Below are 23,424 nucleotides of genomic sequence, written 5' to 3' on the forward strand. Positions count from 1 at the left end.
TCCAAGGCACCGGCAACGGTGCCTTTTTTGTGCCAGTGCATTCCGCACGCCGGGATGGCGGAATAGGTAGACGCGCAGGACTTAAAATCCTGTGGGCCGTAAAGCCCGTACGGGTTCGATTCCCGTTCCCGGTACAAAAAAGGATCGCGCCAGCGATCCTTTTTTATTTTTATCTCCCGCCATTCATCCGCCCGCTTGTCTGCCCGCGCTAAATTCTTGTCTGAAATTGTGACTTCACCAGCGGCCCTTCGTCTAATACTTAGAATAAATCACTACCCAGATTTCTATGCAGACGTACTACACCGTGGTTTGGCAAGGAGGAGAAAGCAGTTTCCGTTATTTTGGCTCCGAAATGGAAGCCCAGATTTATCTTCACCAGTTGATTCTTACCAGACGGGTTAATGGACAATGCCGGATGGGACTGGGTGAAAAAAGAACGAAAAGCATCGACTACTACGGCACCCCGGATGGCTTCGTCGAGTACATGAATGAGAAACGCCGCCAGAATGTCCTTTCGATGACAGCCGACAACCGGCGGGCCAGCCGGAGCCGAACCGCGCTGGGCGCTCTGTTTGCCGGATTCTGAGTCGCTGCGCCTAAAAAATCACCCAGATAAACGGGCCGGATACCTTACCGCCCAGCCAATAGGTATTTATCCGGGAAAACACACCCAATTGCTTACCGTTCATACAAAACTTCTTGGTAATCAGACGGCCACTATTTACCTTGTCGCCGCTCTTATCCTGGAATGTATGCGATACCTTTTCTTCCTGACGCTGCTGTTAGCTGGTCTGACGGCTCGTGCTGCCTCATCAAACGCGCTCTGTCACCGTCCTGACCTGCCGGCCGCCATCAGTAGCGGCGGAGAAGAAGATCGTGATAAGAAAGAAGGCGAGTGCCCGACTACGAGGCCTACACTCTTCAATGACCGCACTTTCACGCCCCGGCGCTCCAAACAAAGCGGAGGCGCCAAGTCCCTACAGCCGTCGCTGCTTGAGCGCGGCGTAAAATTGCTCTTTGGTACAGCTACCACCCGCCGGGACACAGCCGAACCCGTTGGCACAGGCTTTGCAACTACTATAATCAGTTAAGTACAAGTTACGGTGGGTACGAAAATGGCTGGCATGTTGACCAGCTTTTTTTCTGCCCTTTATTTTTTACATGAAATATTTTTCATGTTAATTAAGGCGATGATTATCAGTGTTTTGCTTTAATTTTTATTTTTTTGAGCACTTTAAAAAGAAAAAACCGCTCGAAAAAGCGGTTTTGTTCAGGTCAAGTAGCGTTACAAGATCGAGTACGAAAGTCCACACCACAGTTCCACAATGGCGTAGACAAATCTACACAACAAATAGAATAAATCAATCGCTCCCGGGGCGTTTTCTACTGACAGGCCCGTAAGGAGAGAAATTTTTTGTCCGGTAATTATTCGCCCTGCCCCAAGGTGTAACCCAACTGACCATCAAAGCTGTACAGGTTTTCGGTTTTGATGGTATCAAAACCCTGCTCGTGCAGAAGACGCATCAGGTGAAGAATCATTTCATGCGTTATCGGCGTTCCCGGGCCCTGCTCGCCCACAAACCGGCAGCGCCAGTGGTCGGTACAGAACGTTTCGGGAATGCCGTCGGGATACACTTTAACCCCCCGGTTGGAGATCATCTTCAGTTTTAACGGACTTAGGCTCAGCGCAGAAATCGCATCGCCCAGTTGTCCGGCATTTCCGCTGCTGTAATCCAAAAAAATATCGACGCCGACGAGTTCTTTCTTCTGGCGCGGCCTCGCCAGCGTAGCCGTCGGATGAACTTCCCGCGGGGACCCCAGATAGGTGACGGGCTTGAAAAAGTTGGGAGTCTGTCCAAGGCGCTCGATGACCGCACCGGCAAACTCCCTGGTTCCCACGCGCAGTTTGCTGACGCCTTCCTTGTAGATGTCTCCCGTATGGATGCCGCTTTCGATGGTGCTCAGCCAGGCGTTATGAACTGTGGCGGCAACGTCGGGCTGGCCGATGTGGACCAGCATCATAATGGCCGCGTTGATGAGCCCGGATGGATTGGCAATGCCTTGTCCGGCAATGTCGGGTGCGGAGCCGTGAATGGCTTCGAACATGGCACACTGGTCGCCGATGTTGGACGAACCGCCCATGCCTACGGAGCCGGCAATCTGGGCCGCAATGTCGGAAATGATATCGCCGTACAGATTCAAGGTGACGATAACGCCAAACCGTTCGGGCACATCCGCCAGCAGGGCAGAGCCGATGTCGATGATCCAGTGTTCTTTTTCAATGTCCGGATACTCGGCCGAAATCTCGTCGAAGACCCGGTGGAACAGCCCGTCGGTCATCTTCATGATGTTGTCCTTCGACAGACAGGTGACTTTGCGGCGACCGTAGGCGCGGGCGTACTCGAAGGCGTACCGGATGATTTTTTCGCAGCCCGGCCGCGAAATGAGTTTCAGGCACTGGTACACCTGATCCGTTTGCCGGTGCTCGATGCCCGCGTACAGGTCTTCCTCGTTTTCGCGGATAATGACTAAGTCCATCTTCGGGTGCTTGGTCTCCACAAACGGGTGGTACGCCTGGCAGGGCCGCACGTTGGCGTACAGTCCGAGCGATTTGCGGGTGGTGACGTTGAGGCTTTTGAAGCCGCCGCCCTGCGGGGTGGTGATGGGCGCTTTCAGAAAGACTTTGGTGCGGCGGAGTGATTCCCAGGCTTCGGGGCGGATACCGGCCGAAACACCTTCCAGGTATACTTTTTCGCCGATTTCGATGATTTCGGGTTCAATGGCGGCTCCGGCGGCTTCCAGGATGCGAAGCGTCGCGGCCATGATTTCCGGGCCAATTCCGTCGCCGTAGGCTACTGTAATGGGCGTTTTTGTTGTCATTTTGTGAAGTGTATCTAAGTCGTGACAAAGATAAGGCGGTCTTTTTCAGAACCCGCTTCGGTCCGGATAGTTTTGGAAAGCGTATCTTTGCGCGCATACAAATCCTGCATGAGTACATTTAAGAAACTGGCGGGCGATACGGCCCTGTACGGCATCAGCACCATTCTGGGCCGGCTGCTGAACTGGGCGTTACTGCCGTTGCATACCCGGGTCTTTGTGGACCCGGCAGAATTAGCCTCCAACGTCAAAATTTACACGTACATCGGTGTTTTCCAGATTATCCTGCTGATGGGGCTGGACACGGCTTTTTTTCGGTACGCCGCCCGGAATAAAGAGCAGGTGCAGGATTATTTCAACCGGACCCAGAGCCTGATTCTGGTGGTGAATCTGCTGGTTGGCGCGGCCCTTGTCTTCGGGGCTCCCTGGCTTTCGCGGGCGATGGGCTATCCCGACGAGACGCTCTCGCTCCAATGGGCGGCGACGCTGCTGGCCATCGACGCCATTACGGCCATTCCGTTTGCCCGGCTGCGGGTGCAGAACCAGGCTAAACGGTTCGTGACGGCCAAAATTACCAACATCGGCCTCAACGTAGCGCTCAATGTGTTTTTCCTGGTTATCTGCCGCGACATTTACAACGGGGCCTACCTGACGGGCCTGCAGCCGCTGGTGGACCAGATTTACTATCCGTCCATCGGGGCGGGATACATCATTTTGGCCAACCTGATTGCCAATGCCGTCAATCTCCTCCAGCTGGCGGACCTGTGGCGCGGTTTCCGGCTCCGGCTACAAAAAGCGGAAGCGCAAATCCTGCTGGCCTACGCTTTCCCCATGATGCTGATGAGCCTGACGGGCGTGGTCAACCAGTTGTCCGACCGGCTTCTGCTGGACTACCTGCTGCCGGACGATTTCTACCTGAACGTCGATAAAAAGGAAGCGCTCGGCATCTACGGCAACTGCTACAAAATGTCGGTCTTTATGGCGATGGCCATTCAGTCGTTCAAATTTGCGGCCGATCCGTTTTTCTTCTCCCGGGCGGAGGACAAGGCCGCTCCGGGTTTGCTGGCGGATGTCACAAAATGGTTCGTGCTGATCTGCGTCGTCATCTGGGTGGGAATCAGTCTGAATATGGACCTGATTGGGCTGCTGATCGGCAAATCGTACCGCAGCGGCCTGATTGTGGTGCCCGTCCTGATGCTCGGAACGCTCATCATGGGCGTGTATTACAACATGGGTTTCTGGTTCAAACTGACCGACCGGACGGTGTACGGCACCTGGATTACGGCCGCTGGTCTGCTCGCCACCGTGCTGCTGAACGTCTGGCTGATTCCGGTCATCGGGTACATGGGCTGCGCCGTGGCGTTTCTGGCCTCAGCCATCATCATGACGTGGCTCTGCTATTATTTTGGCGAAAAGTATTACCCCGTTCCCTACGACCTGGGCTCAGGCATCGGGTATATTCTGGGCGGCGGGGCGCTGATTTTCGCGGCGGCACAGATCGAAATCTCCAACCTCTGGATCGCCGTCCCGTACCATCTGGCGCTTTTCCTGCTGTTTCTGGCCGTTGTGTTCGTCGTCGAACGAAAGACATTCCTGCCCGTGCTGGGGAAGCTGATGGGAAGGGGAAGGAATTGAATGGTTGAATTTTGAATGGTTGATAGGTTGAATGGCTGATTGGTTATTTAGCTCCGCAGGGTTGGAGGTAGCGGGACCAGCCATTCAATCATTCAACCTATCAATCATTCAAAATTCAACCATTCAAAATTCAATCCTTCCATCTAAGCTCTCTGCTCGCGCAGGAGTTTGTTCGCGTAGATGAATTCGTTCAGTTCCGGGACGCTGGACTGCGTCAGGCTGCCGCTGTTGCCTTCCCAGAGTTTCTTGCCCTGATAAAGGAACATGATCTTCTCGCCGATTTCCATCATGGAGTTCATGTCGTGCGTGATGACCACCGTCGTGATCTGAAACTCATCGGTGATTTCCCGGACCAGCTGGTCGATCTTGATGGCGGTCAGCGGGTCAAGCCCTGAATTCGGCTCATCGACAAACAGGTATTTGGGGTTCATCACGATGGCCCGGGCAATGCCCACGCGCTTTTTCATCCCGCCGCTGATTTCCGACGGCATCCGCTGGCCTGCTCCTTCCAGGCCCACCCGCTGCAGACAGAATTCGGCCCGTTCCAGCTTTTCGGCGGAGGACATTCCCGTCAGCATGTCGAGCGGAAACTGGACGTTTTCGAGCACCGTCTTCGAGTCGAAAAGGGCCCCGCCCTGAAACAGCACGCCCATCTCGCGGCGGATTGCCTTCTGCGTTTCTTCGTCGCCGTTCAGAAAACTGCGGCCGTCGTAGAGGACCTCGCCTTCTTCGGGCGTAATGAGGCCAATCATGCATTTCAGCAGGACGCTTTTTCCCGTACCGCTGCCGCCAATGATCAGGCTGGTATCGCCGGGCGCAAACGTCCCCGACACGCCCGCCAGAATGGTCCGGTTGCCGAATGTTTTATGGATATTTTTTATTTCAATCATAAAGCGATAGGCAGTGGTCAGTGACTAGTGGTTAGTGGACAGTGGCTGCGCCGGTTCCTGACTAAGTGGAACCACTGTCCACTAGCCACTATAAAAGTAACTGCGCCAGTAAAAAGTCGGCGGCCAGTACGGCAATACAACTGTTTGTTACGGCAGATGTTGACGCCTGGCCCACTTCCAGTGCCCCGCCGGAGGTGTAATAGCCCTTGAAAGCGGAAATGGTGGAAATCAGAAAGGCGAAAACGACCGATTTGATCAGCGCAAAAATGACCCCGAACGGCTTAAAGTCCGAGCGCAGGCCGTAGATGTAGTCTTCAGGCGTGATGATGTCGGCCAGCGTACCCGCCAGATACCCGCCATAAATGGACAGAAATCCGGACAGAATCACGAGCATCGGGAACATGATGATGGCGGCCACCACTTTGGGCAGCACCAGATACGAGGTCGAGTTGATGCCCATTACTTCGAGCGCATCAATCTGCTCCGTGATGCGCATGGTGCCGATGCCCCCGGCAATGTTGGAGCCGACTTTACCCGCCAGCACCACGGAGGTGATGGTCGGAGCCAGTTCGAGAATGGTCATGTCGCGGACAATCACAGCAATGATGGACAACGGAATCAGCGGACTCACCAGGTTGTAGGCCGTCTGCACGCAGCTAACCGCTCCGATAAAGGTCGAAACGATGGAGACGATGAAAACCGAGTTGATGCCGATGGAAACGCACTCGTCTATGACTAACCCAATATACACGCCGAACTTCTCGCGATTGCGGAACAGCGTGCCCAGGAAAATGAAATAACGTCCGAGATTATGCATGGAAAGTTGTCAAAACTACCGTAAAGATAGTGTGCTTTTCATGCGTATCTTGCCAACACTATACGATTTTACCTTATGAATCCATTGATAGTGGTTACCGGCGCTACAAAAGGCATTGGTCGGGCAGTGGTTGAAACCTTCATGACGGGCGGCTATGACGCCGTCGTCTGTGCCCGCAGCGAGGAAGACCTCAGCCGGATGAGCGAGGAACTGACCGAACTGATGGAAACCCTGAGCGACGACCCGGACGAGCGCCCTAAACTCCATACTCTGCAGGCCGACGTGTCGAAGCGGGCCGATCTTGACCGTTTTGTTCATTTTGTCCACTCCCTCGAACGGCCGGTAGACGTGCTGGTCAATAATGCCGGTGTGTTTCTGCCCGGACAAATCCACAACGAAGCGGAAGGCACGCTGGAAACGCAGATGGAAACCAACCTCTACAGCGTATACCACCTGACGCGCGGCCTGCTGAGCGGCATGATGGAACGGCAGCGGGGCCATATTTTTATGATGGGGTCCACCGCCAGCATCACCGCCTATCCCAACGGCGGCTCCTACTGCATCTCCAAATTTGCCCTCATGGGCCTCACCAAAGTCCTGCGCGAAGAACTCAAACCGCATGGCGTCAAAGTAACCATTCTCCTGCCCGGCGCCACCCTGACCAACAGCTGGGCCGGGACCAACCTGCCCGAATCCCGGTTCATGGAAGCCGAAGACGTCGCCAGTGTCATCTGGTCGGCCTGCCACCTCTCGGCCGGGGCGGTGGTGGAAGAAATCCTGTTACGGCCGCAGTTGGGGGATATAAAATGAGACTTACGGCTGACTTTCGTATCTTGCGCCCTCATTAACTGCATTGAGCTACAGAAACTAACTTTTCACTATAACATCTTACCAATTTTTAATGGAGCCTGAACAGTATCTGGGGATTGACGTGGGAGGTACCAACGTCAAGATGGGCATTGTTGATGCGAAAACCGGTAAAATTTCCAACTTCTACAGCCACGACACTACCAGCTGGCGCGAATCCGGGCACTTTGTCGATCGTTTTGGAGACGCCATCGCGCTGCAGCTTTACGGCAACAAGGAAGTGAAAAAAGTGGGCATCGGTCTGCCGGGAATGATTAACCGCGACCGGACGACACCGCTGGAAATTACGGCTATTCCCGAGCTGGACGGCGTTCCGCTGGTTGCCACTCTGAGCAAACGCTTCCCCGGTATTCAGTTCTTTCTGGAGAACGACGCCAACGCGGCGGCGCTGGGTGAGTTTTATTTCGCTCAGGAAAAAATCAACGAAAATTATATTTTCATCACGCTCGGAACCGGAGTCGGCGGTGCCGCCATCATCAACCGGAAGGTCTTTCTGGGCGGCGACGGCAACGCGATGGAACCCGGACACATTCCTTCCCGGAACGGGCGCGTGCTCGAACGCAACATCGGTAAAAAAGAACTGCTGGATCTGGCCAACGTCCGCCGGGCCGAATTTAAGGGCTCGACTACCTTACCCACCGACGGCAGCATCTCTACCACGGGCCTGGTGGCGGCAGCGGCCGAAGGCGATGAACTGGCGATGAATATCTGGGAAGAAGTGGGAGAGATGCTCGGCGACGGGCTCGTCTCGCTCGTCCGGATTCTGGACATCAAACTCATCCTGATCGGCGGCGGACTTTCGGCTTCCTACGACTACATTCTGCCCGCCGTGCAGAAACAGCTGAACTACTGGCTGACCCCGTACTACCTCAAAGACCTCGACCTCAAGCGGGCCACGCTGGGCAACGATGCCGGTCTGCTCGGCGCCGCGTCGCTTTGTTTTGAATGATTGAATGATTGATTGACTGAATGACTGAGAAGAAAAGCGGCGCAATTCAGTCATTCAGTCAATCAATCATTCAATAAAATTCACCTCCGGCGTCAGGCGGATGCCGAACTGCTCGGCTACCGAAGTCTGGACATTTTTCGCCAGGGCTTTGATTTCTTCGCCGGTGGCGCCGCCGTGGTTGACCAGCACCAGGGCCTGTTTGGCGTGAACGCCCGTGTTGCCCACGCGCTTGCCTTTCCAGCCGCAGCGCTCGATGAGCCAGCCGGCTGGCACTTTGACCGCCGCCTCGCCGATCGGGTAGCCGGGCATGTCGGGGTGCTGCGCTTTCAGCTGGTCAAACTGTTCTTTCGGAATTTCCGGATTTTTGAAAAAACTGCCCGCATTACCGATCTGGGCGGGGTCGGGGAGCTTGCTGCGGCGGATGCGGACAACGGCCTCGCTGATAGCCTGGATGGTCAGGTCGTCGTGGGAGATACCCATCTCGGCGAGCGTTTCCTGAATGGCCCCGTAAGACGTATGGAACGTCGGGGTTTTGTCGAGCCGGAAAGTAACGTGCGTAATGATGTAGAGTCCTTTGGCTTCGTGCTTGAAAATACTCTCGCGGTACCCGAACCGGCAGTCGGCATGGCGGAACGTCCGGACTTCGCCCGTGTTCATGTTCAGGGCTTCGAGTTCTTCAAAAGCCTGCTCAACCTCAACGCCATAGGCGCCAATGTTCTGCATCGGGGCCGCCCCGACCGTGCCCGGAATGAGGGACAGATTTTCGAGTCCGGCCAGATTGTTGCGGACACAGAACTGCACAAACTGGTGCCAGTTTTCACCGGCTCCGGCCCGGACGTAAACGTGCAGATCGTCTTCGCGGAGAACATCAATGCCGGAGATACTGTTTTTAACAACGAGTCCGTCGAAATTCCGCGTCAGCAGAATGTTGCTGCCGCCGCCCAGAATCAGCTTCGGTATAGTCAGAAATTCGGAGAGCTGGAGCAGGGTCTGCAAATCTTCGCGACTTTCAATTTCTACCCAGTAACGGGCTTTGGCGTCGATGCCGAAGGTATTATATGGTTTGAGCGAAACGTGACTCTGGATGCTTAGCATAGGGTAAATTCAATCCGGAATCAAAGGTACATAAAAGCCGACAATCCTGACATTTTCGGAGGAAAGGGACCTTCGCTAACGAAAATTGCTCAAACGGCAGATACTTACTATGTTTGTACGAAAGTCATGAACACAAAAAAGCTGTCTTGCGGACGAAATACGCTTCTCAGTGGCCTGCTTGCCTGTCTGCTGGCCGCTGGCGTCAGTTCGTGTGCCTCCTCGAAAGGGGCCGCCTCCGGAGGCGCTTCTTCCGAAGAATATAATTCTTTTAATGACGATCTGACGGCGGTGCGTCCCCGGTACGAAGCGCCGGCACGACCCGCTATCCCGGCTGCCCGTCCCGCAACGCCCGCCGACAGGCCCGTTCCGACAAAGCGACAGCTGCCCTCGGCCACGGCCCTGCACATCAACAAGCGGCTGGACGCCGTGCTGGATACCATCTCCCGCAACAACCGCTCTATTCGCTACGCACCCGGCTTCCGCATTCAGGTTTATGTGGGAAGCGAGCGAAACCGCGTTGACCAGGCCAAGGTGATGTCGTACCAGAATTTTCCCGAGTTAAACCCGTACCTGACTTATAATCAGCCGACGTATCGGTTAAAAGTGGGTGACTTCATGCGTCGTATGGATGCAGAACGTTACCTGTCCCAGATTCGCCAGCAGTTTCCCTCGGCAACCATGCTGGCCGATAAGGTGGACATCCGCAGAAGTTTGCTAATTAAATAATAATTAATGCGTTAGCTACATTCGCCAGATTGCCTTAAATTTGGAGGTCTGTACTTAACGTTATACAATCCTTTTCAATTTATTTGCATGAAAAAAGCGCTGATTACCGGTATCACCGGTCAGGACGGGGCGTATCTGGCAGAATTGCTGCTGGCCAAAGGATACGAAGTCCACGGGATTAAACGCCGCTCCTCCCTCTTCAACACCCAGCGGATCGATCACCTCTACGAAGACCCGCACGAGAAAGACGTTCACTTCAAGCTCCACTACGGCGACCTGTCGGACTCCGCCAACATCATCCGGATCATTCAGGAAGTGCAGCCCAACGAAATTTATAACCTCGGTGCCATGTCGCACGTACGGGTGAGCTTCGACGAGCCGGAATACACCGCCCAGGTCGATGGCATTGGTACGCTGCGTATCCTGGAGGCCGTTCGCCTGCTTGGTCTGACGGAAAAAACGAAAATCTATCAGGCGTCCACTTCCGAACTGTACGGTGGTGTGCAGGGACATGCCCAGTCGGAGCTGACGCCGTTTTATCCCCGTTCGCCGTATGCCGTTGCCAAACTTTACGGCTACTGGATTACGGTCAACTACCGGGAGGCTTACAACATGTTTGCCGTCAACGGAATTCTGTTTAACCACGAATCCCCGCTCCGCGGCGAGACGTTCGTAACGCGGAAAATCACCCGCGCCGTAGCCCGGATTGCGCTCGGGTTGCAGGACAAAATCTACCTCGGCAACCTCGATGCGCAGCGCGACTGGGGCCACGCCAAGGATTATGTAGAAGCCATGTGGCTGATTCTGCAACAGGATACGCCGGAAGATTACGTTATCGCAACGGGCCAGACGACCCGCATCCGCGATTTTGTCCGGATGGCGTTTGCCGAAGTTGGCGTAGAACTGGATTTCCGCGGCGAAGGAGCCGATGAGAAAGGCTACGTCGTCAGCGCAAGCAACCCGGACTTCGCGCTCGAAGTTGGCAAGGAAGTGGTCTGCATCGACGAGCGTTATTTCCGCCCGACAGAGGTAGACCTGCTGCTCGGCGACCCGACCAAGGCCATGACCCAGCTCGGCTGGAAACCCAAGTACGACCTGAAAGCCCTCGTGCAGGAAATGGTTGCCGCCGACGTGGACCTCTTCAAGCGCGATCAAATCCTGGAGCGTAGCGGCCACCGCGTCCCGAATTATTTCGAATAAGCCGTAAAGCACCGAACGCCCCAAGTCCTAAAGATGCTTTACAAAACATAAAAAGCCCGGTCGCATATCGCGACCGGGCTTTTACTTTATTCAGGTATGCGAATGAGTCTTACTTAGACCGGCACCGCGTAGTAGTACATCCGGGAGCTGTTCGGATAAACACCGATCAGCATCAGCCCTTCGCCTTCCCGCACACCGGCCATAGCCGCCTGCAGTTCTTTCACGGTCCGGATATTTTTGCCGTTGGCTTTGACGATGATGAAGCCTTCCTCCACATCCGTGTCGGCGAGCTTTCCGTCGTAAATCCGCTTGATGCGGACTCCGCCGTTGATGCCCAGCCGCTTGGCGTCAGCCGCGGTCAGGTCTTCGAAGTCAGCGCCCAGCGCTTTCAGCGACGAGGGAGCCGAGGCCGTAGCGTCTTCCCGACGGATTACGTCGCGGCCACCGTTCCGGTTGCGCAGTTCCACTTTCACGTCGCGGAGGTCGCCGCCACGGTTAACGGTCACGTTGATGATGTCGCCCGGACGACGACGGCCGATGATTTCGCGCATCTGAGCGTCCGAATCGACGTTCTGGCCTTCCATCTTCACAATCACGTCGCCTTTCTTCAGGCCGGCAGCGGCGGCAGCACCGCCTTCAACCACTTCGTTGATGTAGATACCGCGACCTACACGGGCTTTCAGTTCCTGCGCCCGGCCGCTGTTTAGCTCAACCGGAATGATGCCCAGATAACCACGCTGTACGTTGCCGTATTTCAGCAGGTCAGCCGATACTTTCTTCACCAGCGATACCGGAACGGCAAAACCGTAGCCGCTGTAATAACCCGTTGCCGAGGCGATAGCCGTGTTGATGCCGACTAGTTCGCCGCGCAGGTTAACCAGCGCACCGCCCGAGTTACCGGGGTTGATGGCCGCGTCCGTCTGGATGAACGATTCTACCGGAGAGTCCGGCTTCGGATCGTTCTGGTCGATGTTCTGGTCCAGGATACCAATGCGACGTCCTTTGGCACTCACGATCCCCGCCGTAACGGTTGATTCCAAGTCAAGCGGATAACCCACGGCCAGTACCCATTCACCCAGTTTGAGGGCGTCGGAATCACCCAGGGTGATAGACGGCAGGTTGGAAGCACTGATCTGAACCACGGCAAGGTCGGTCAGCGGGTCGGTGCCGATTACTTTGGCCTTGAAGCTGCGCTTGTCGGACAGGATCACTTCCACTTCTTCGGCGCCCTGTACCACGTGGTTGTTCGTGACGATATAACCATCCTTGCTGATGATCACCCCCGAGCCGGATGCCTGACCGCGCTGGCGCTGCGGACGACCGCCCTGACCACCAAATTCATCGCCGAAGAAGTCCCGAAAAATGTCCGGAATCTGCTGCTGGCGAACGGTACGGGTAATGGTCGTTTTGATGTGCACTACCGCCGGGGTGGCCGCTTCGGCGGCGTACGTAAAGTCACCCGGTGCGGCGTCGGGACCCGTCAGGGCAGCCAGACGACCAATGGGCGTCGGGGCCGATTCGGTCAGGATAACGTCCTTCTGGTTAAAACCAAGCAGGTTGTAGGCGGCCAGCGTAACTGCGCTCGAAAGCAGGGCAATCAACGCTAAAACTTTCCAGTTACTTTTCATTTGCTTTTATAAATACGGGTTGTTCACTGTGTCTGATTCACTCACCAAAATAACGAAAACCGTCCCTCGTAAAATTCTGTCGCGTCATGCAATTAACAAAATTTAACAAGCTTTGTTGGTTCTCAAAAATTGCAAAGAAAAGAGGTCCGCCGATTTTCCCGGCGGACCTTGAATGATATGGCCGTTTACAGCCGGCTGCTTATCCGATTTGACATCGTCCGGGGCTCTGAACCGGCCCCGATTGGGTTCACTTTGTGTAGGTCCGCCCCCGTTTGAGTCGCGCTACAGACACTCTATTTGCAACTTATGTACCACACTCGAAGGAGTTGTTAAACGGGGCATTTTGTCCTGATTTTTGTCATAAAATCGGCGCTCCCGTGTCATTTTGGCATTTTTTCTCTTTTTTTACTGACAGAAAGGAGAAGTGTGGAGAGAGGACGCGCTTGCCGGATTTGTCCTTAATTTTCCACAATCCGCCACAGCCCGAAATGTCTTGAGAATTAAGTAACTTGGCTCCCGCCTAATCAAGTTAGCCGTACGCTCTATGAATGTTCTGATTGTGGAAGACGAAGCCCTGGCCGTTCAGAAACTGACAAAACTGCTGAGGGAAACCGCACCGACGCTGAACGTGGTGGGAGTGACCGATGGCATCGAAACCACGGTCGAATGGCTGACCAGCCACCCGTCGCCCGATCTGATCATGATGGATATTGAGCTTTCGGACGGGCAAAGCTTCGAAATCTTCAACCTCGTGGAGGTAGACTGTCCGGTGATTTTCACCACTTCGTACGACGAACACGCTCTGCGCGCCTTCAAAGGCAACAGCCTCGACTACCTCCTGAAGCCCATCCGCCGCGACGAACTGGACCAGGCCGTGCAGAAATACCTCCGCATCGCCGCCCGCCGCGTCACTTCCGCCGATATTGGTCACCTGGTTCAGGACTTGCGCAAACAGGGCAGCGGCCATGAGGTCCGGACGCAGTTTCTGGTGCGCGAAGGCCAGCGGCTGATTCCGGTCGAAACGGCGCAGATCGTCTGTTTCTACGCCGAAGACGGGCAAACCTACCTGCTCACCCGCAACCGGATTGGGTACACCGTTGAGTACACGCTCGAACAACTGGAGGAAATGCTGGATGTGACGCAGTTTTTTCGGGTCAACGAACAGTTTATAGTGGCCCAGAGTGCGATCACGGCCACCCATTCCTCGCTGAACGGTAAGCTGAAACTGGAGCTGAAACCGGGACCGGGCCGCGAGGTGCTGGTGAGTCCCGACCGGGTAGAACGTTTCCGAATCTGGAAAGGAAACTGAAATGCATACCCTGAACGATAAATGGATGCGCGTGGCCGGAGTCCCGCTGCTTTCGCTGCTGGGGCAATGGATGATGTACGGCTACACCAACGTGCCGTACCCGGACGACTGGCGCATTCCTGTTTTCTTCGTGCTGGGGGCCGTGCTGGTCTGGGAAGCCAACCGGCAGGGAATCATCGTTTCGCGGCAGCGGTATCCGGAACTGGGCCAGACCCGGCAGCGGGTCCTGTTTCAGCTGGTCTGGTTTTTCTTCTTCGCGGGGATTATCCGGATTACGCAAACGTTGTTCTACGACCTGATAGGTCTGTGGCAGACGGATGACGTTTTCGAGATAAAGCCTTATTTCTTCAATACCCTCGTATCGGTGATCGGGACGATTCAACTGGCGGCCATGTTCGAGGGAATTTATCTGTACCAGCGCTGGAAGGTGGCCTACACGGAGGCGCAGGAGCTGAAAAAGGTGAACCTCCAAAGCCAGCTGGAATCCCTGAAGACCCAGATCAACCCGCATTTTCTGTTCAACAACCTCAATTCGCTGTCTTCCCTCATTGGCTCGGCACCCCGTAAAGCCGAAGAGTTTCTGGATGACCTGTCGGCGGTGTACCGTTACCTGCTGCAACAGAACAACCGGAGTTTGTGCCCGCTAGCGGACGAGCTGCAGTTTATCCGGGCTTATTTTTACCTGATCAAAACCCGGTACGGCGAAGGAATCTTCATGAAAGTAGACATCGACGACCGCCTGCTAAAACACCTGATTCCGCCGCTGACGTTACAGATTCTGTTCGAAAACGCCATCAAGCATAACGTCATTTCCGTCAACCGGCCGCTGACAATCCGGCTGTACACGCGCGACAACACCTTGTTTGTGGAAAATAACTTTCAGAAGAAAAAGGTAGCCGTACCGTCCAACGGCATCGGGTTGCAGAACATCACGATGAAGTACAAGCTGCTCGACGGCCCGCCGGTCATGATTCAGCAGGATGAGAGCCGGTTTCTGGTCGGTGTGCCGTTGATGAAACCCAAAGTGGAAGAACCTGTATGAGCCGAGCGGCCTACGGATTGGCGGCGGGTTTCAGCTCCAGTTGTTCGCAGGCTTTTTCGGCGGCGGCCTGTTCGGCCTTTTTCTTGCTGTAGCCGCTGCCCGTGGCAAATTCCTCGCCGTTGACCGTCACGGCCGCGATGAACTCCCGGAACTGGTTGTTGCCTTTCTCCGAAACAATCACAAAATCAATCTTTTTGCCTTCCCGCTGCGCCCACTCGATCAGCTTGCTCTTGTAGTTGAGGTTGTTGTTGATGAGCGAGTCTAGGTCGTAATGACCCAGCAGTTCTTTGAGGATAAAGCGGCGGGTGAAGGCAAAACCTTTGTCGAGGTAAATCGCCCCGACGAGCGCTTCGAGGGCGTCGCCGTACATCGACGTACGGGCGGGCAGGATGCGGCCGCGGCTGCCGTCGTACTCGATAAGCTTGTCCAGACCCAGCTTACGGGAAATTCCGTTCAGCGTTTCGCGGTTGACGATACGCGAACGGATTTCCGTCAGAAAGCCTTCGTCCTTGTAAGGGAATTTTTTAAAAAGAAATTCGGCGATGACCATGCCCAGCACGGCGTCGCCGAGGTATTCCAGCCGCTCGTTGGATTCCTTGAAGCCCTTGATGCCTGTTTCTTTCGACGCCGAAGTGTGTCGGAAAGCAAGCTGATAGACACGGGCATTCGTAGGCCGTGCACCAATGATGTGTGCGATAGCCTTTCGGAATTTCCTGTCTTCACTGTTTCCGAGCCCGAATAAATTGCGAATAGGCAACACTTCTTAAATCGCTGAGAGGGCCTTTGGGCCTTTCGTTTAGTCTTCCAATCTGCGGAACACGATGGTCGAGTTGTGACCACCAAATCCGAACGTATTACTCAAGGCCACCTTGACGGGGCGGGTCTGCGCCTGGTTGAACGTAAAGTTCAGCTTCGGGTTGAAGGCTTCGTCGTCGGTGAAGTGATTAATGGTCGGCGGCACCAGATCGTTCTGGATGGCCATAATGCTGGCAATGGCTTCAATGGCTCCGGCCGCGCCGAGCAGGTGGCCCGTCATCGACTTGGTGGAACTGATGTTGAGCACATAGGCATGTTCACCGAAAACCTGTTCGATCGCTTTGGCTTCGCTCGGGTCGCCAACGGGCGTCGACGTGCCGTGGACGTTGATGTAGTCCACTTCTTCGGCTTTCAGGCCCGCATCGTCGAGCGCATCTTCCATGGCTTTGACCGCACCGAGGCCGTCCGGGTGGGAGGCCGTGATGTGGTAGGCGTCCGACGACATGCCGCAGCCGATCAGCTCGGCGTAGATTTTCGCCCCGCGGGCTTTGGCATGTTCGTACTCCTCCAGGATCAGCGCTCCGGCTCCTTCGCCGAGCACAAAGCCGTCACGGTCCTTGTCGAACGGCCGGGAAGCCGTTTCGGGCGAGTCGTTCCGTTCGGAAAGGGCCCGCAGGGCGTTGAATCCGCCGATGCCGGCTTCCGTGATGGCGGCTTCCGAACCGCCCGTAATGGCCAGTTTCATGCGGCCGAGGCGGATGAAATTGAACGCGTCCGTGATGGCATTGCCCGACGAGGCGCAGGCCGAGACGGTCACGTAGTTGACACCCCGGAAGCCGTAGCGGATCGACAGCAGCCCGGAGGCGCTGTCGGCGATCATCTTCGGAATAAAAAACGGATTGTAGCGCGGTGAGCCGTCGCCGGTAGCAAACGTGCTCACTTCGTCCTGAAACGTTTTCAGGCCACCGATGCCGGAACCCCAGATGACGCCGGCTTTGTCAAGGTCGATTTCTTCGAGATTAAGGCCCGAGTCGCGGATGGCTTCGTCAGCCACAACGACCGCATACTGGGCAAACGGGTCCATTTTACGTGCTTCCTGACGAGGGATGAACTGCGTGATGTCCAGTCCTTTTACTTCACAGGCAAACCGTGTGCGGAATTTTTCCGCATTGAACTTAGTAATCGGGCCGGCGCCGCTGACCCCGGCTGATAAGTTATTCCAAAAAGAGGTGACGTCGTTACCAATCGGCGTCAGTGCGCCAAGGCCTGTTACTACTACTCGTTTAAAGGGCATAAAATGAACCTTAACCTTGAATAGGGAGGGGGTACTTATTTTACGTTCTCTTCCAGGTAGGCAACTGCCTGACCAACGGTGCCGATGTTTTCCGCCTGGTCGTCCGGGATAGAGATGTTGAATTCTTTCTCAAACTCCATGATCAGCTCGACCGTGTCCAGTGAGTCAGCGCCCAGGTCATTGGTGAAGCTTGCTTCCGGAGTAACTTCAGACTCTTCAACGCCCAGTTTTTCGACGATGATCGCCTTTACCTTCTGTGCAATTTCTGACATTTTTGTATGCATTAGGGGTTAAAAAAACGTTGCAAAGAAATGCTTTAAAAACTGTATTGTCAAATAATTTTTTATCGCTCAAAACGTTTCTGAAGGCATTTCAGCGCGGTTGAAGTTGCAGATTTACAAGGTATTGCAGGACGTTATTTCGCCTTATGTAACCAATGTAGGCAACTTCGCTGGCAAAAGAGCTAAACAGTTCAATAACCGACTGTTCAGACTATTTTAGCACCTTTGCGGGGGTGATTTTGACCAAATCCGGACAAAGGTTACGCTTTTATTTTTTCAAACCATGAATCTTCCCAAACTTAAACATACCGATTCGGGCAACTTTTTTCTGATTGCGGGCCCCTGCGCCATCGAAAGCCGGGATATGGCGCTGCGCATCGCCGAGCGCATTGTCGAAATTACGGACAGGCTCCGGATTCCGTACATCTTCAAAGGCTCTTACCGGAAGGCGAACCGCACGAAACTGAACTCCTTTACCGGCATCGGCGACGAGGCGGCGCTGGCAATCCTGAAAGAAGTGGGGGAGACGTTCACGGTCCCGACGCTGACGGATTTTCACGAATCCGGGGAGGCGGCGATGGCGGCCCAGTACGTTGATGTGCTCCAAATTCCGGCTTTTCTGTGCCGACAAACGGATATGCTCACGGCCGCTGCCGAAACGGGCAAGGTAGTGAACATCAAAAAAGGCCAGTTCATGTCCGGCGAATCCATGGGTTTTGCCGTCGAAAAAGTGCAGTCGGTGAACCCCGACGCGCCGGTTTTCCTCACCGACCGGGGTAATTCCTTCGGGTACGGCGACCTGGTCGTGGATTACCGCAACCTGCCCGCCATGCAGGCGCACGGCGTTCCGGTGGTGATGGACTGCACGCACTCGCTGCAGCAGCCCAACCAGACCTCCGGCGTCACGGGCGGCAAACCGGCCCTGATTGCCACCATCGCCAAAGCGGCCATTGCCGTAGGGGCCGACGGACTCTTTATCGAAACCCACCCGGTTCCTTCCGAAGCCAAATCCGACGGAGCCAACATGCTCGCCCTCGACCGGCTCGAAGGCCTGCTGGAGCAACTGGTACGGATTCGACAAGCCATCATGTAGTTAATTATGAGTTATGAGTTAAGAGTTATGAATTGGGCTTTGATGCTCAATTTAGCGAAGCTCAACTTATAACTCTTAACTCATAACTCTTAACTGGATTATGAACCGCACCGACCGCCTTACCGCCATTCTGATTCATCTGCAAACGAAACGCGTGGTTCGGGCGCAGGAGATTGCTGACCGCTTTGGCATCAGCCTGCGGACGGTCTACCGCGACATCCGGGCGCTCGAAGAGGCGGGTGTGCCCATCGGGGCGGAGGCGGGCATCGGGTACTTTCTGGAAGATTACCACCTTCCGCCGGTTCACCTGACCCGGACGGAAGCAAGTGCCCTGCTGTTTGGGGCGAAACTGATCGAAAAACTGACCGATGAGTCGGTGCAGACGGAGTTTGAGTCGGCTCTGTTCAAGATCAAGTCCGTGCTGAAACGCGGGGATAAAGAGCACCTCGAAGACCTGGAACCCCAGGTGGGGGTTAGCCGTCCCCGGACGGTCCGCACGTTTTCAACCGCTTTTCTGAACGACATTCAGCAGGCCGTGGCGCAGAACCGTGTGCTGCAGATCGAGTACCTTTCCATCTATAACGGGCAGTCGACCCAGCGGGAAATCGAACCGGTCGGGCTGTATTACTACGGCTCAGCCTGGCACCTGATCGCGTTTTGCCGCACCCGCCACGACTACCGGGATTTTCGCATCGACCGGATTAAAGTGCTGACCAACACCGGCCGTACGTTTGTCCGGCACGAACGGCTCTCGCTGGAGGCTTACCTGGCCCGCGAACGGACGAGGGAGGACATGCCGACGACGGACGTAACGATCCGGGTGAAAAACAACGAAGCCCGTTTCATGCAGGAACAGCGGTGTACGTTCGGCTTTGTAGCGGAAGAAGACGCCTGCGATTCCGTCCGGATGCATTTTCGGACGCCCTTTACGGAAGGGCTCAGCCGGTGGCTGCTGAGTTACGGCAACGCCGTGACCATTGAGTCGCCCGAAAGTTTTCTCCACCTCATGCAGGAACGGGCAGAAGAAGTCCGGACGCATTACCTGGAGGGAGTAGTGGAGAGGTTAAATGATTGAATTTTGAATGTTGAATTTTGAATGACAGATAGGCGGTCCGTTACTGCAGTTGGTGGGCTAAGCCAGAGGCGAGCATTAAGCGGAGCCAACCGCAGCGACGGATCGCCTATCAATCATTCAAGCCAGCGACTACAGCGGCGTACCGCCTATCAAAATTCAACATTCAAAATTCAATCATTCCCTCCCCCTCCTGACATACCGCTGTCACTCCGGCTGCCGACTTTTGGGCATGTTTCACGTAAATCATCCTGACCATGCTCGTTAAACAACTGCCTTCCATGACGGCCCTGATTTTTTCGGCTGACACGACGCTGAAAGACCTCGGCCGGTTCGGGGACGTATCGGTTCGCGGGCTTCACCACGAAGCGGCCCGGCTGGGGCTGAACGTACTGGGGCCGGTGTACTGGACGTATTACGGGGTCAGCGGCGACCCGAACCGCGTTTTTCGGCTGGAGGTTGCCCTGCCCGTCGGCGAAGTCCAGGGCATCCCCAACGGCTTTGAATTCAAACAACTGGCTGCGCTGAAGTGCGTTTCCGAGACGCTGGAGGGGCCGTGGGAAAATCTGCCGGGCATTTACAACCGCCTGATTCCGCAACTGGTGCAGCAGGGCCACGCGCTCAACGGAATCTGCCGCGAACGTTACGTACACATTGACCTGGCCGAGCCGGTAAACAACATCACGGAAGTCATGATTGGCGTCAACTGAGCCACCCACCGCATGAAACTGAACGCAGGCATCATCACCGAAAAACTGGCCGAAACCAAAGCGTTCTACCAGAACGTCCTGAACTTCGGCGTTACCTTCGAAAACGACTTTTATGTGCTGCTGCACACGCCGAACCGGCAGGCCGAACTGAGCTTTCTGCTCCCCGGCCATCCGTCGCAGCAGCCCGTTTTCCAAAGCCGGTTCGACGGCCGGGGCGTGTACCTGACCATCGAAGTGGACAATGTCGATGAGGAGTACAACCGCATCCGTGCACTCAACGTCCCGCTCGTCGTTAACCTCCGCGACGAACCCTGGGGCGACCGCCATTTCGCCATCCTCGACCCGAACGGGATTGGGGTGGATGTGGTGACGTATCGGAATGATTGAATTTTGAATGATTGAATGATTGATAGGTTGATTAAGCTTCGCAATGTTTCGCCCTGCAGAGCCTAATCAATCATTCAATCATTCAATCATTCTCCTCCCCAGCCAGTCCTTCACCGCCAGCCCTGTGCCAAATGGCCAGGGCTTTAGTTTGTCGATGGGGACGAGTTTGTAATCCTGAATTTCGGTCGGATCGACCTGAATGGGGCCGGTGGCGCGGACGTGGTAGGCGATGATGAGTTCGTTCCGCTGGTAGAAGGTGTAAATGCCGATTTGCTCCACAATCTGGCCTTCAAGGCCGGTTTCTTCCCTGATTTCCCGCAGCACGGCAGCGGCGGGTTCCTCGCCGCCTTCCAGAAAACCCGTGACCAGCCCGTACCATTCTTTCGGCCAGCCGACGTTCTGCACGAGCAGCACCGAGTTGTTCTCGTATTCGACAATCGCCCCGACGACCGGCAGCGGATTATTCCAGTAGACATAGCCGCACGAAGCTGAGCAGACGAGCCGTTCGCGGCCTCCGGCCTGGCCGGGAGTGAGAGGGTTGCCGCAGTTGGGGCAGAAGTTCATGGACACGGGGTTTGAATGAATAATGAATGATGAAAATGAAGGTCTGTGATAAAGACGAACAATTAGCCCGCCGGGATGTCGTATATTTGCGTCAAGGTAAGAGTCCGGTCCGGTTTTCCGCTAATTCCCCTGCGGTTCATTACGGCTCGAATTCATTATTCATTGTTCATTTTTCATTCATTTTTGATCACGGTTCGCCGCTGCGACTTTGAGGTTACTCGCAATTGATTACGGGACAAAGCGAACGGGGCTGGCAGTAACGGACCCGCTGAAGATCATTGCCACAGCGCTGGAAACGGTTCCGACGCATCAGTTGTTAGACTATCTTAAGAAATATACCGCAACCGAGCCCGTCGAAGCGTTCATCGTGGGGCTCCCCAAACGCCTCGACGGCACGGATACCGACAATACACCCCACGTTCGGGGCTTCGTGAAACGGCTGCAGGCCGCTTTTCCCGAAACGCCGATCCACTGGCACGACGAACGGTTTACGTCGAGCATGGCGCTTCAGGCAATGATTGCCGCAGGCTCCACCAAAAAAGACCGCCGCGACAAAGGCAACATCGATAAAGTCAGCGCGGCGATAATTTTACAATCGTATATGCAGTCAGAACCCGGATTACGCTGATGAATTGATTGACTGTGAAAGAAGGCCGCCCGTGAAAAACGCGACGCCCTCATAGCCAATCCACGAATTCGTGTAGTCCAAGTTCAGAATTTTTATGATCTACCCAATTATTGCCTACGGTGATCCCGTTCTTCGGAAACGGGCGCAGGACATTGAACAAGGAAGTCTCGACGTCAAGCAACTGAGCGAAGACATGTTTGAGACCATGTATAAAGCGTCGGGCGTCGGACTGGCGGCTCCGCAGATCGGCAAAAGCATCCGGCTGTTTGTCGTGGACGGCACGCCCATGAACGACGATGAAGACCCGGACGACGAGCACGACCCGAGCCTCGACGGCTTTAAAAAAGTGTTTATCAACCCCACCATCCTGAACGAAGAGGGAGATGAGTGGGCCTTCGAGGAAGGCTGCCTGAGCATTCCGCAAATCCGGGCGGAAGTATACCGGCCCGAGCGCGTCAAAATCCGCTATTTCGATACCGACTGGAACGAGCATACGGAAGAATACGACGGAATGGCGGCGCGCATCATCCAGCACGAATACGACCACCTCGAAGGCAAACTCTTCACCGATTACATGTCCCCCCTGAAACGCCAGCTCCTCAAAAAAAAGCTGGCCGACATCACCAAAGGAAAGGTGAAGGCGGACTACAAAATGAAATTCCCCAAAATTTAGTTATGAGTTAAGAGTTAAAAGTTGGGCTCCGCTATAGGGCAAGTAATCGGCGGAGCCTAACTTTTAACTTTTAACTCCTAACTCATAATTGCCTTATGAACGTCACCCTCCTCCAACCCAACCTCCACTGGGAGAACCCCACGGCCAACCGGGCGGCGCTGGAGGAGCAGATTTTTGCCCTTCCCCAAGCGACGGACCTCATCGTGCTGCCCGAGATGTTTACCACCGGCTTCACCATGAACGCCGCGGCCGTGGCGGAGCCGATGAACCTGACGACGTTCCGGTGGCTGAAACAGATGGCGGCGCACACCAACGCGGCCGTGACGGGCAGTTATGTCGTGAAAGAGGCGGACCGTTTTTACAACCGGCTGGTCTGGATGGAACCCGACGGCACGTTCGATACCTACGACAAGCGACACCTGTTCCGGATGGCCGGGGAGGAGCAGACCTATACGGCAGGCACCAAGCGACTCATCCGTCACTGGCGCGGCTGGAACATCTGCCCGCTCATCTGCTACGACCTGCGCTTTCCCGTCTGGAGCATGGCTGCCGGACATGCCCATCCGGGCTTTAGCTCGAATGCAGAGGAGCCCGCCTACGACCTGCTGCTGTACGTCGCCAACTGGCCCGCTCCGCGTCGCCACGCCTGGAATACGCTGCTTCAGGCCCGCGCCATCGAGAACCTGAGCTACGTCGTGGGCGTCAACCGCGTCGGCGAAGACGGCAACGGGAATCCGTACTCGGGTGATTCGGCGGTTGTTGATTTCAAGGGCGAGGTGCTGTTCCGGGCGGACGAAAATGAGGCTGTTTATCAGACGGAACTTTCGCTCGACGACCTGCGTGCCTTCCGCGAACGCTTCCCGGCCTACCGGGATGCTGATGGCTTCACAATTGATAATTCTTCAATATAAAAACCCCTGTTTTGCGAAAA

At 55.2% G+C, this 23,424-nt stretch carries 24 protein-coding genes and 1 tRNA gene; 16 read left to right on the forward strand and 9 right to left on the reverse strand.

Annotated elements, in window-relative coordinates; genetic code table 11:
- Positions 1-48 precede the first annotated feature (48 nt).
- Positions 49-134, forward strand: a tRNA-Leu gene (locus tag ORG26_RS14890).
- Positions 135-286: 152 nt separating this feature from the next.
- Positions 287-586 carry a hypothetical protein gene (locus tag ORG26_RS14895; protein ID WP_266363076.1) on the forward strand — a complete coding sequence of 100 codons (300 nt, stop codon included), beginning with the start codon at positions 287-289 and terminating at the stop codon, positions 584-586.
- 839 nt (positions 587-1,425) lie between these two features.
- On the opposite strand, the gene ORG26_RS14900 is transcribed toward ORG26_RS14895, so the two are convergent.
- The gene (locus ORG26_RS14900) at positions 1,426-2,880 is read right to left on the reverse strand and encodes an NADP-dependent isocitrate dehydrogenase (RefSeq protein ID WP_266363078.1); all 1,455 of its coding nucleotides are present in this window, start codon (positions 2,878-2,880) and stop codon (positions 1,426-1,428) included.
- Positions 2,881-2,988: 108 nt separating this feature from the next.
- On the opposite strand from ORG26_RS14900, the gene ORG26_RS14905 reads away from it, so the two are divergent.
- Positions 2,989-4,512, forward strand: a complete 1,524-nt coding sequence (locus tag ORG26_RS14905) for a lipopolysaccharide biosynthesis protein (RefSeq protein ID WP_266363080.1) — start codon at positions 2,989-2,991, stop codon at positions 4,510-4,512.
- Positions 4,513-4,655: 143 nt separating this feature from the next.
- On the opposite strand, the gene ORG26_RS14910 is transcribed toward ORG26_RS14905, so the two are convergent.
- Together ORG26_RS14910 and ORG26_RS14915 are read right to left on the reverse strand one after the other, a co-directional pair.
- Positions 4,656-5,402: an ABC transporter ATP-binding protein gene (locus ORG26_RS14910; RefSeq protein ID WP_266363082.1), complete on the reverse strand. Its 747-nt coding sequence runs from the start codon at positions 5,400-5,402 to the stop codon at positions 4,656-4,658.
- 88 nt (positions 5,403-5,490) lie between these two features.
- Positions 5,491-6,219, reverse strand: coding sequence for an MlaE family ABC transporter permease (locus ORG26_RS14915; protein WP_266363084.1), 729 nt, complete (start codon positions 6,217-6,219; stop codon positions 5,491-5,493).
- Between the two features lie 75 nt (positions 6,220-6,294).
- On the opposite strand from ORG26_RS14915, the gene ORG26_RS14920 reads away from it, so the two are divergent.
- Both ORG26_RS14920 and ORG26_RS14925 read left to right on the forward strand, forming a co-directional pair.
- Complete coding sequence (locus ORG26_RS14920; RefSeq protein ID WP_266363086.1) at positions 6,295-7,029, forward strand: SDR family oxidoreductase; 735 nt, start codon at positions 6,295-6,297, stop codon at positions 7,027-7,029.
- 91 nt (positions 7,030-7,120) lie between these two features.
- Entirely contained in the window at positions 7,121-8,035 is a 915-nt protein-coding gene (locus ORG26_RS14925) for an ROK family protein (RefSeq protein ID WP_266363088.1), read from the forward strand.
- 66 nt (positions 8,036-8,101) lie between these two features.
- On the opposite strand, the gene murB is transcribed toward ORG26_RS14925, so the two are convergent.
- On the reverse strand, positions 8,102-9,130 hold the full coding sequence (gene murB / locus ORG26_RS14930) for a UDP-N-acetylmuramate dehydrogenase (RefSeq protein WP_266363090.1): 1,029 nt from the start codon (positions 9,128-9,130) through the stop codon (positions 8,102-8,104).
- A gap of 126 nt (positions 9,131-9,256) precedes the next feature.
- Here murB and ORG26_RS14935 point away from each other — a divergent pair, with 126 nt between their 5' ends.
- Entirely contained in the window at positions 9,257-9,856 is a 600-nt protein-coding gene (locus ORG26_RS14935) for an SPOR domain-containing protein (protein WP_266363092.1), read from the forward strand.
- Positions 9,857-9,943: 87 nt separating this feature from the next.
- Positions 9,944-11,056, forward strand: a complete 1,113-nt coding sequence (gene gmd, locus ORG26_RS14940; protein ID WP_266363094.1) for a GDP-mannose 4,6-dehydratase — start codon at positions 9,944-9,946, stop codon at positions 11,054-11,056.
- A 113-nt stretch (positions 11,057-11,169) separates the two neighbouring features.
- Here the strand turns inward: gmd and ORG26_RS14945 are convergent, their stop codons facing one another.
- Complete coding sequence (locus ORG26_RS14945) at positions 11,170-12,684, reverse strand: Do family serine endopeptidase (RefSeq protein ID WP_266363096.1); 1,515 nt, start codon at positions 12,682-12,684, stop codon at positions 11,170-11,172.
- A gap of 544 nt (positions 12,685-13,228) precedes the next feature.
- On the opposite strand from ORG26_RS14945, the gene ORG26_RS14950 reads away from it, so the two are divergent.
- The gene (locus tag ORG26_RS14950) at positions 13,229-13,993 is read left to right on the forward strand and encodes a LytR/AlgR family response regulator transcription factor (protein WP_266363098.1); all 765 of its coding nucleotides are present in this window, start codon (positions 13,229-13,231) and stop codon (positions 13,991-13,993) included.
- Position 13,994: 1 nt separating this feature from the next.
- Positions 13,995-15,035: a sensor histidine kinase gene (locus ORG26_RS14955; protein ID WP_266363099.1), complete on the forward strand. Its 1,041-nt coding sequence runs from the start codon at positions 13,995-13,997 to the stop codon at positions 15,033-15,035.
- A gap of 10 nt (positions 15,036-15,045) precedes the next feature.
- Here ORG26_RS14955 and rnc read toward each other — a convergent pair whose 3' ends face one another.
- From rnc to ORG26_RS14970, 3 genes are read right to left on the reverse strand one after another with little or no spacing between them, the layout of a single operon-like run.
- On the reverse strand, positions 15,046-15,795 hold the full coding sequence (gene rnc, locus ORG26_RS14960) for a ribonuclease III (RefSeq protein ID WP_266363101.1): 750 nt from the start codon (positions 15,793-15,795) through the stop codon (positions 15,046-15,048).
- A 36-nt stretch (positions 15,796-15,831) separates the two neighbouring features.
- Positions 15,832-17,085 carry a beta-ketoacyl-ACP synthase II gene (gene fabF / locus ORG26_RS14965; RefSeq protein ID WP_266363103.1) on the reverse strand — a complete coding sequence of 418 codons (1,254 nt, stop codon included), beginning with the start codon at positions 17,083-17,085 and terminating at the stop codon, positions 15,832-15,834.
- Positions 17,086-17,120: 35 nt separating this feature from the next.
- Entirely contained in the window at positions 17,121-17,357 is a 237-nt protein-coding gene (locus tag ORG26_RS14970) for an acyl carrier protein (protein ID WP_234736073.1), read from the reverse strand.
- Between the two features lie 292 nt (positions 17,358-17,649).
- On the opposite strand from ORG26_RS14970, the gene kdsA reads away from it, so the two are divergent.
- The 4 genes from kdsA to ORG26_RS14990 all read left to right on the forward strand — a co-directional run bounded on the left by kdsA (position 17,650) and on the right by ORG26_RS14990 (position 20,628).
- Positions 17,650-18,459 carry a 3-deoxy-8-phosphooctulonate synthase gene (gene kdsA, locus ORG26_RS14975; RefSeq protein WP_266363107.1) on the forward strand — a complete coding sequence of 270 codons (810 nt, stop codon included), beginning with the start codon at positions 17,650-17,652 and terminating at the stop codon, positions 18,457-18,459.
- A gap of 100 nt (positions 18,460-18,559) precedes the next feature.
- Complete coding sequence (locus tag ORG26_RS14980) at positions 18,560-19,534, forward strand: helix-turn-helix transcriptional regulator (protein WP_266363108.1); 975 nt, start codon at positions 18,560-18,562, stop codon at positions 19,532-19,534.
- 254 nt (positions 19,535-19,788) lie between these two features.
- The gene (locus ORG26_RS14985; protein WP_266363110.1) at positions 19,789-20,241 is read left to right on the forward strand and encodes a GyrI-like domain-containing protein; all 453 of its coding nucleotides are present in this window, start codon (positions 19,789-19,791) and stop codon (positions 20,239-20,241) included.
- Between the two features lie 12 nt (positions 20,242-20,253).
- Positions 20,254-20,628 (forward strand): VOC family protein, encoded by a 375-nt coding sequence (locus ORG26_RS14990; RefSeq protein ID WP_266363111.1) that lies wholly within the window; start codon positions 20,254-20,256, stop codon positions 20,626-20,628.
- A 78-nt stretch (positions 20,629-20,706) separates the two neighbouring features.
- On the opposite strand, the gene ORG26_RS14995 is transcribed toward ORG26_RS14990, so the two are convergent.
- A complete protein-coding gene (locus ORG26_RS14995) occupies positions 20,707-21,192 on the reverse strand; it encodes an NUDIX domain-containing protein (RefSeq protein ID WP_266363113.1) in 486 nt (161 codons plus the stop codon).
- A 208-nt stretch (positions 21,193-21,400) separates the two neighbouring features.
- Between ORG26_RS14995 and ruvX the strand changes: the two genes are divergently transcribed.
- The 3 genes from ruvX to ORG26_RS15010 all read left to right on the forward strand — a co-directional run bounded on the left by ruvX (position 21,401) and on the right by ORG26_RS15010 (position 23,404).
- Positions 21,401-21,820, forward strand: coding sequence for a Holliday junction resolvase RuvX (ruvX, locus tag ORG26_RS15000; protein ID WP_266363115.1), 420 nt, complete (start codon positions 21,401-21,403; stop codon positions 21,818-21,820).
- Between the two features lie 94 nt (positions 21,821-21,914).
- Entirely contained in the window at positions 21,915-22,493 is a 579-nt protein-coding gene (def, locus tag ORG26_RS15005) for a peptide deformylase (RefSeq protein WP_266363117.1), read from the forward strand.
- Between the two features lie 95 nt (positions 22,494-22,588).
- Positions 22,589-23,404, forward strand: a complete 816-nt coding sequence (locus tag ORG26_RS15010; protein ID WP_266363119.1) for an amidohydrolase — start codon at positions 22,589-22,591, stop codon at positions 23,402-23,404.
- Positions 23,405-23,424: the final 20 nt, after the last annotated feature.

The organism is Tellurirhabdus rosea, assembly GCF_026278345.1.
In the GTDB taxonomy this organism is placed as follows: Bacteria; Bacteroidota; Bacteroidia; order Cytophagales; family Spirosomataceae; genus Tellurirhabdus; species Tellurirhabdus rosea.

What these genes read in the sequence shown, in the direction of transcription:
- ORG26_RS14895 (WP_266363076.1), top strand. Translation starts at nt 287, where the DNA reads ATGCAGACGTACTACACCGTGGTTTGGCAAGGAGGAGAAAGCAGTTTC.
- ORG26_RS14900 (WP_266363078.1), bottom strand. Translation starts at nt 2,880, where the DNA reads ATGACAACAAAAACGCCCATTACAGTAGCCTACGGCGACGGAATTGGC.
- ORG26_RS14905 (WP_266363080.1), top strand. Translation starts at nt 2,989, where the DNA reads ATGAGTACATTTAAGAAACTGGCGGGCGATACGGCCCTGTACGGCATC.
- ORG26_RS14910 (WP_266363082.1), bottom strand. Translation starts at nt 5,402, where the DNA reads ATGATTGAAATAAAAAATATCCATAAAACATTCGGCAACCGGACCATT.
- ORG26_RS14915 (WP_266363084.1), bottom strand. Translation starts at nt 6,219, where the DNA reads ATGCATAATCTCGGACGTTATTTCATTTTCCTGGGCACGCTGTTCCGC.
- ORG26_RS14920 (WP_266363086.1), top strand. Translation starts at nt 6,295, where the DNA reads ATGAATCCATTGATAGTGGTTACCGGCGCTACAAAAGGCATTGGTCGG.
- ORG26_RS14925 (WP_266363088.1), top strand. Translation starts at nt 7,121, where the DNA reads ATGGAGCCTGAACAGTATCTGGGGATTGACGTGGGAGGTACCAACGTC.
- murB (WP_266363090.1), bottom strand. Translation starts at nt 9,130, where the DNA reads ATGCTAAGCATCCAGAGTCACGTTTCGCTCAAACCATATAATACCTTC.
- ORG26_RS14935 (WP_266363092.1), top strand. Translation starts at nt 9,257, where the DNA reads ATGAACACAAAAAAGCTGTCTTGCGGACGAAATACGCTTCTCAGTGGC.
- gmd (WP_266363094.1), top strand. Translation starts at nt 9,944, where the DNA reads ATGAAAAAAGCGCTGATTACCGGTATCACCGGTCAGGACGGGGCGTAT.
- ORG26_RS14945 (WP_266363096.1), bottom strand. Translation starts at nt 12,684, where the DNA reads ATGAAAAGTAACTGGAAAGTTTTAGCGTTGATTGCCCTGCTTTCGAGC.
- ORG26_RS14950 (WP_266363098.1), top strand. Translation starts at nt 13,229, where the DNA reads ATGAATGTTCTGATTGTGGAAGACGAAGCCCTGGCCGTTCAGAAACTG.
- ORG26_RS14955 (WP_266363099.1), top strand. Translation starts at nt 13,995, where the DNA reads ATGCATACCCTGAACGATAAATGGATGCGCGTGGCCGGAGTCCCGCTG.
- fabF (WP_266363103.1), bottom strand. Translation starts at nt 17,085, where the DNA reads ATGCCCTTTAAACGAGTAGTAGTAACAGGCCTTGGCGCACTGACGCCG.
- ORG26_RS14970 (WP_234736073.1), bottom strand. Translation starts at nt 17,357, where the DNA reads ATGTCAGAAATTGCACAGAAGGTAAAGGCGATCATCGTCGAAAAACTG.
- kdsA (WP_266363107.1), top strand. Translation starts at nt 17,650, where the DNA reads ATGAATCTTCCCAAACTTAAACATACCGATTCGGGCAACTTTTTTCTG.
- ORG26_RS14980 (WP_266363108.1), top strand. Translation starts at nt 18,560, where the DNA reads ATGAACCGCACCGACCGCCTTACCGCCATTCTGATTCATCTGCAAACG.
- ORG26_RS14985 (WP_266363110.1), top strand. Translation starts at nt 19,789, where the DNA reads ATGCTCGTTAAACAACTGCCTTCCATGACGGCCCTGATTTTTTCGGCT.
- ORG26_RS14990 (WP_266363111.1), top strand. Translation starts at nt 20,254, where the DNA reads ATGAAACTGAACGCAGGCATCATCACCGAAAAACTGGCCGAAACCAAA.
- ORG26_RS14995 (WP_266363113.1), bottom strand. Translation starts at nt 21,192, where the DNA reads ATGAACTTCTGCCCCAACTGCGGCAACCCTCTCACTCCCGGCCAGGCC.
- def (WP_266363117.1), top strand. Translation starts at nt 21,915, where the DNA reads ATGATCTACCCAATTATTGCCTACGGTGATCCCGTTCTTCGGAAACGG.
- ORG26_RS15010 (WP_266363119.1), top strand. Translation starts at nt 22,589, where the DNA reads ATGAACGTCACCCTCCTCCAACCCAACCTCCACTGGGAGAACCCCACG.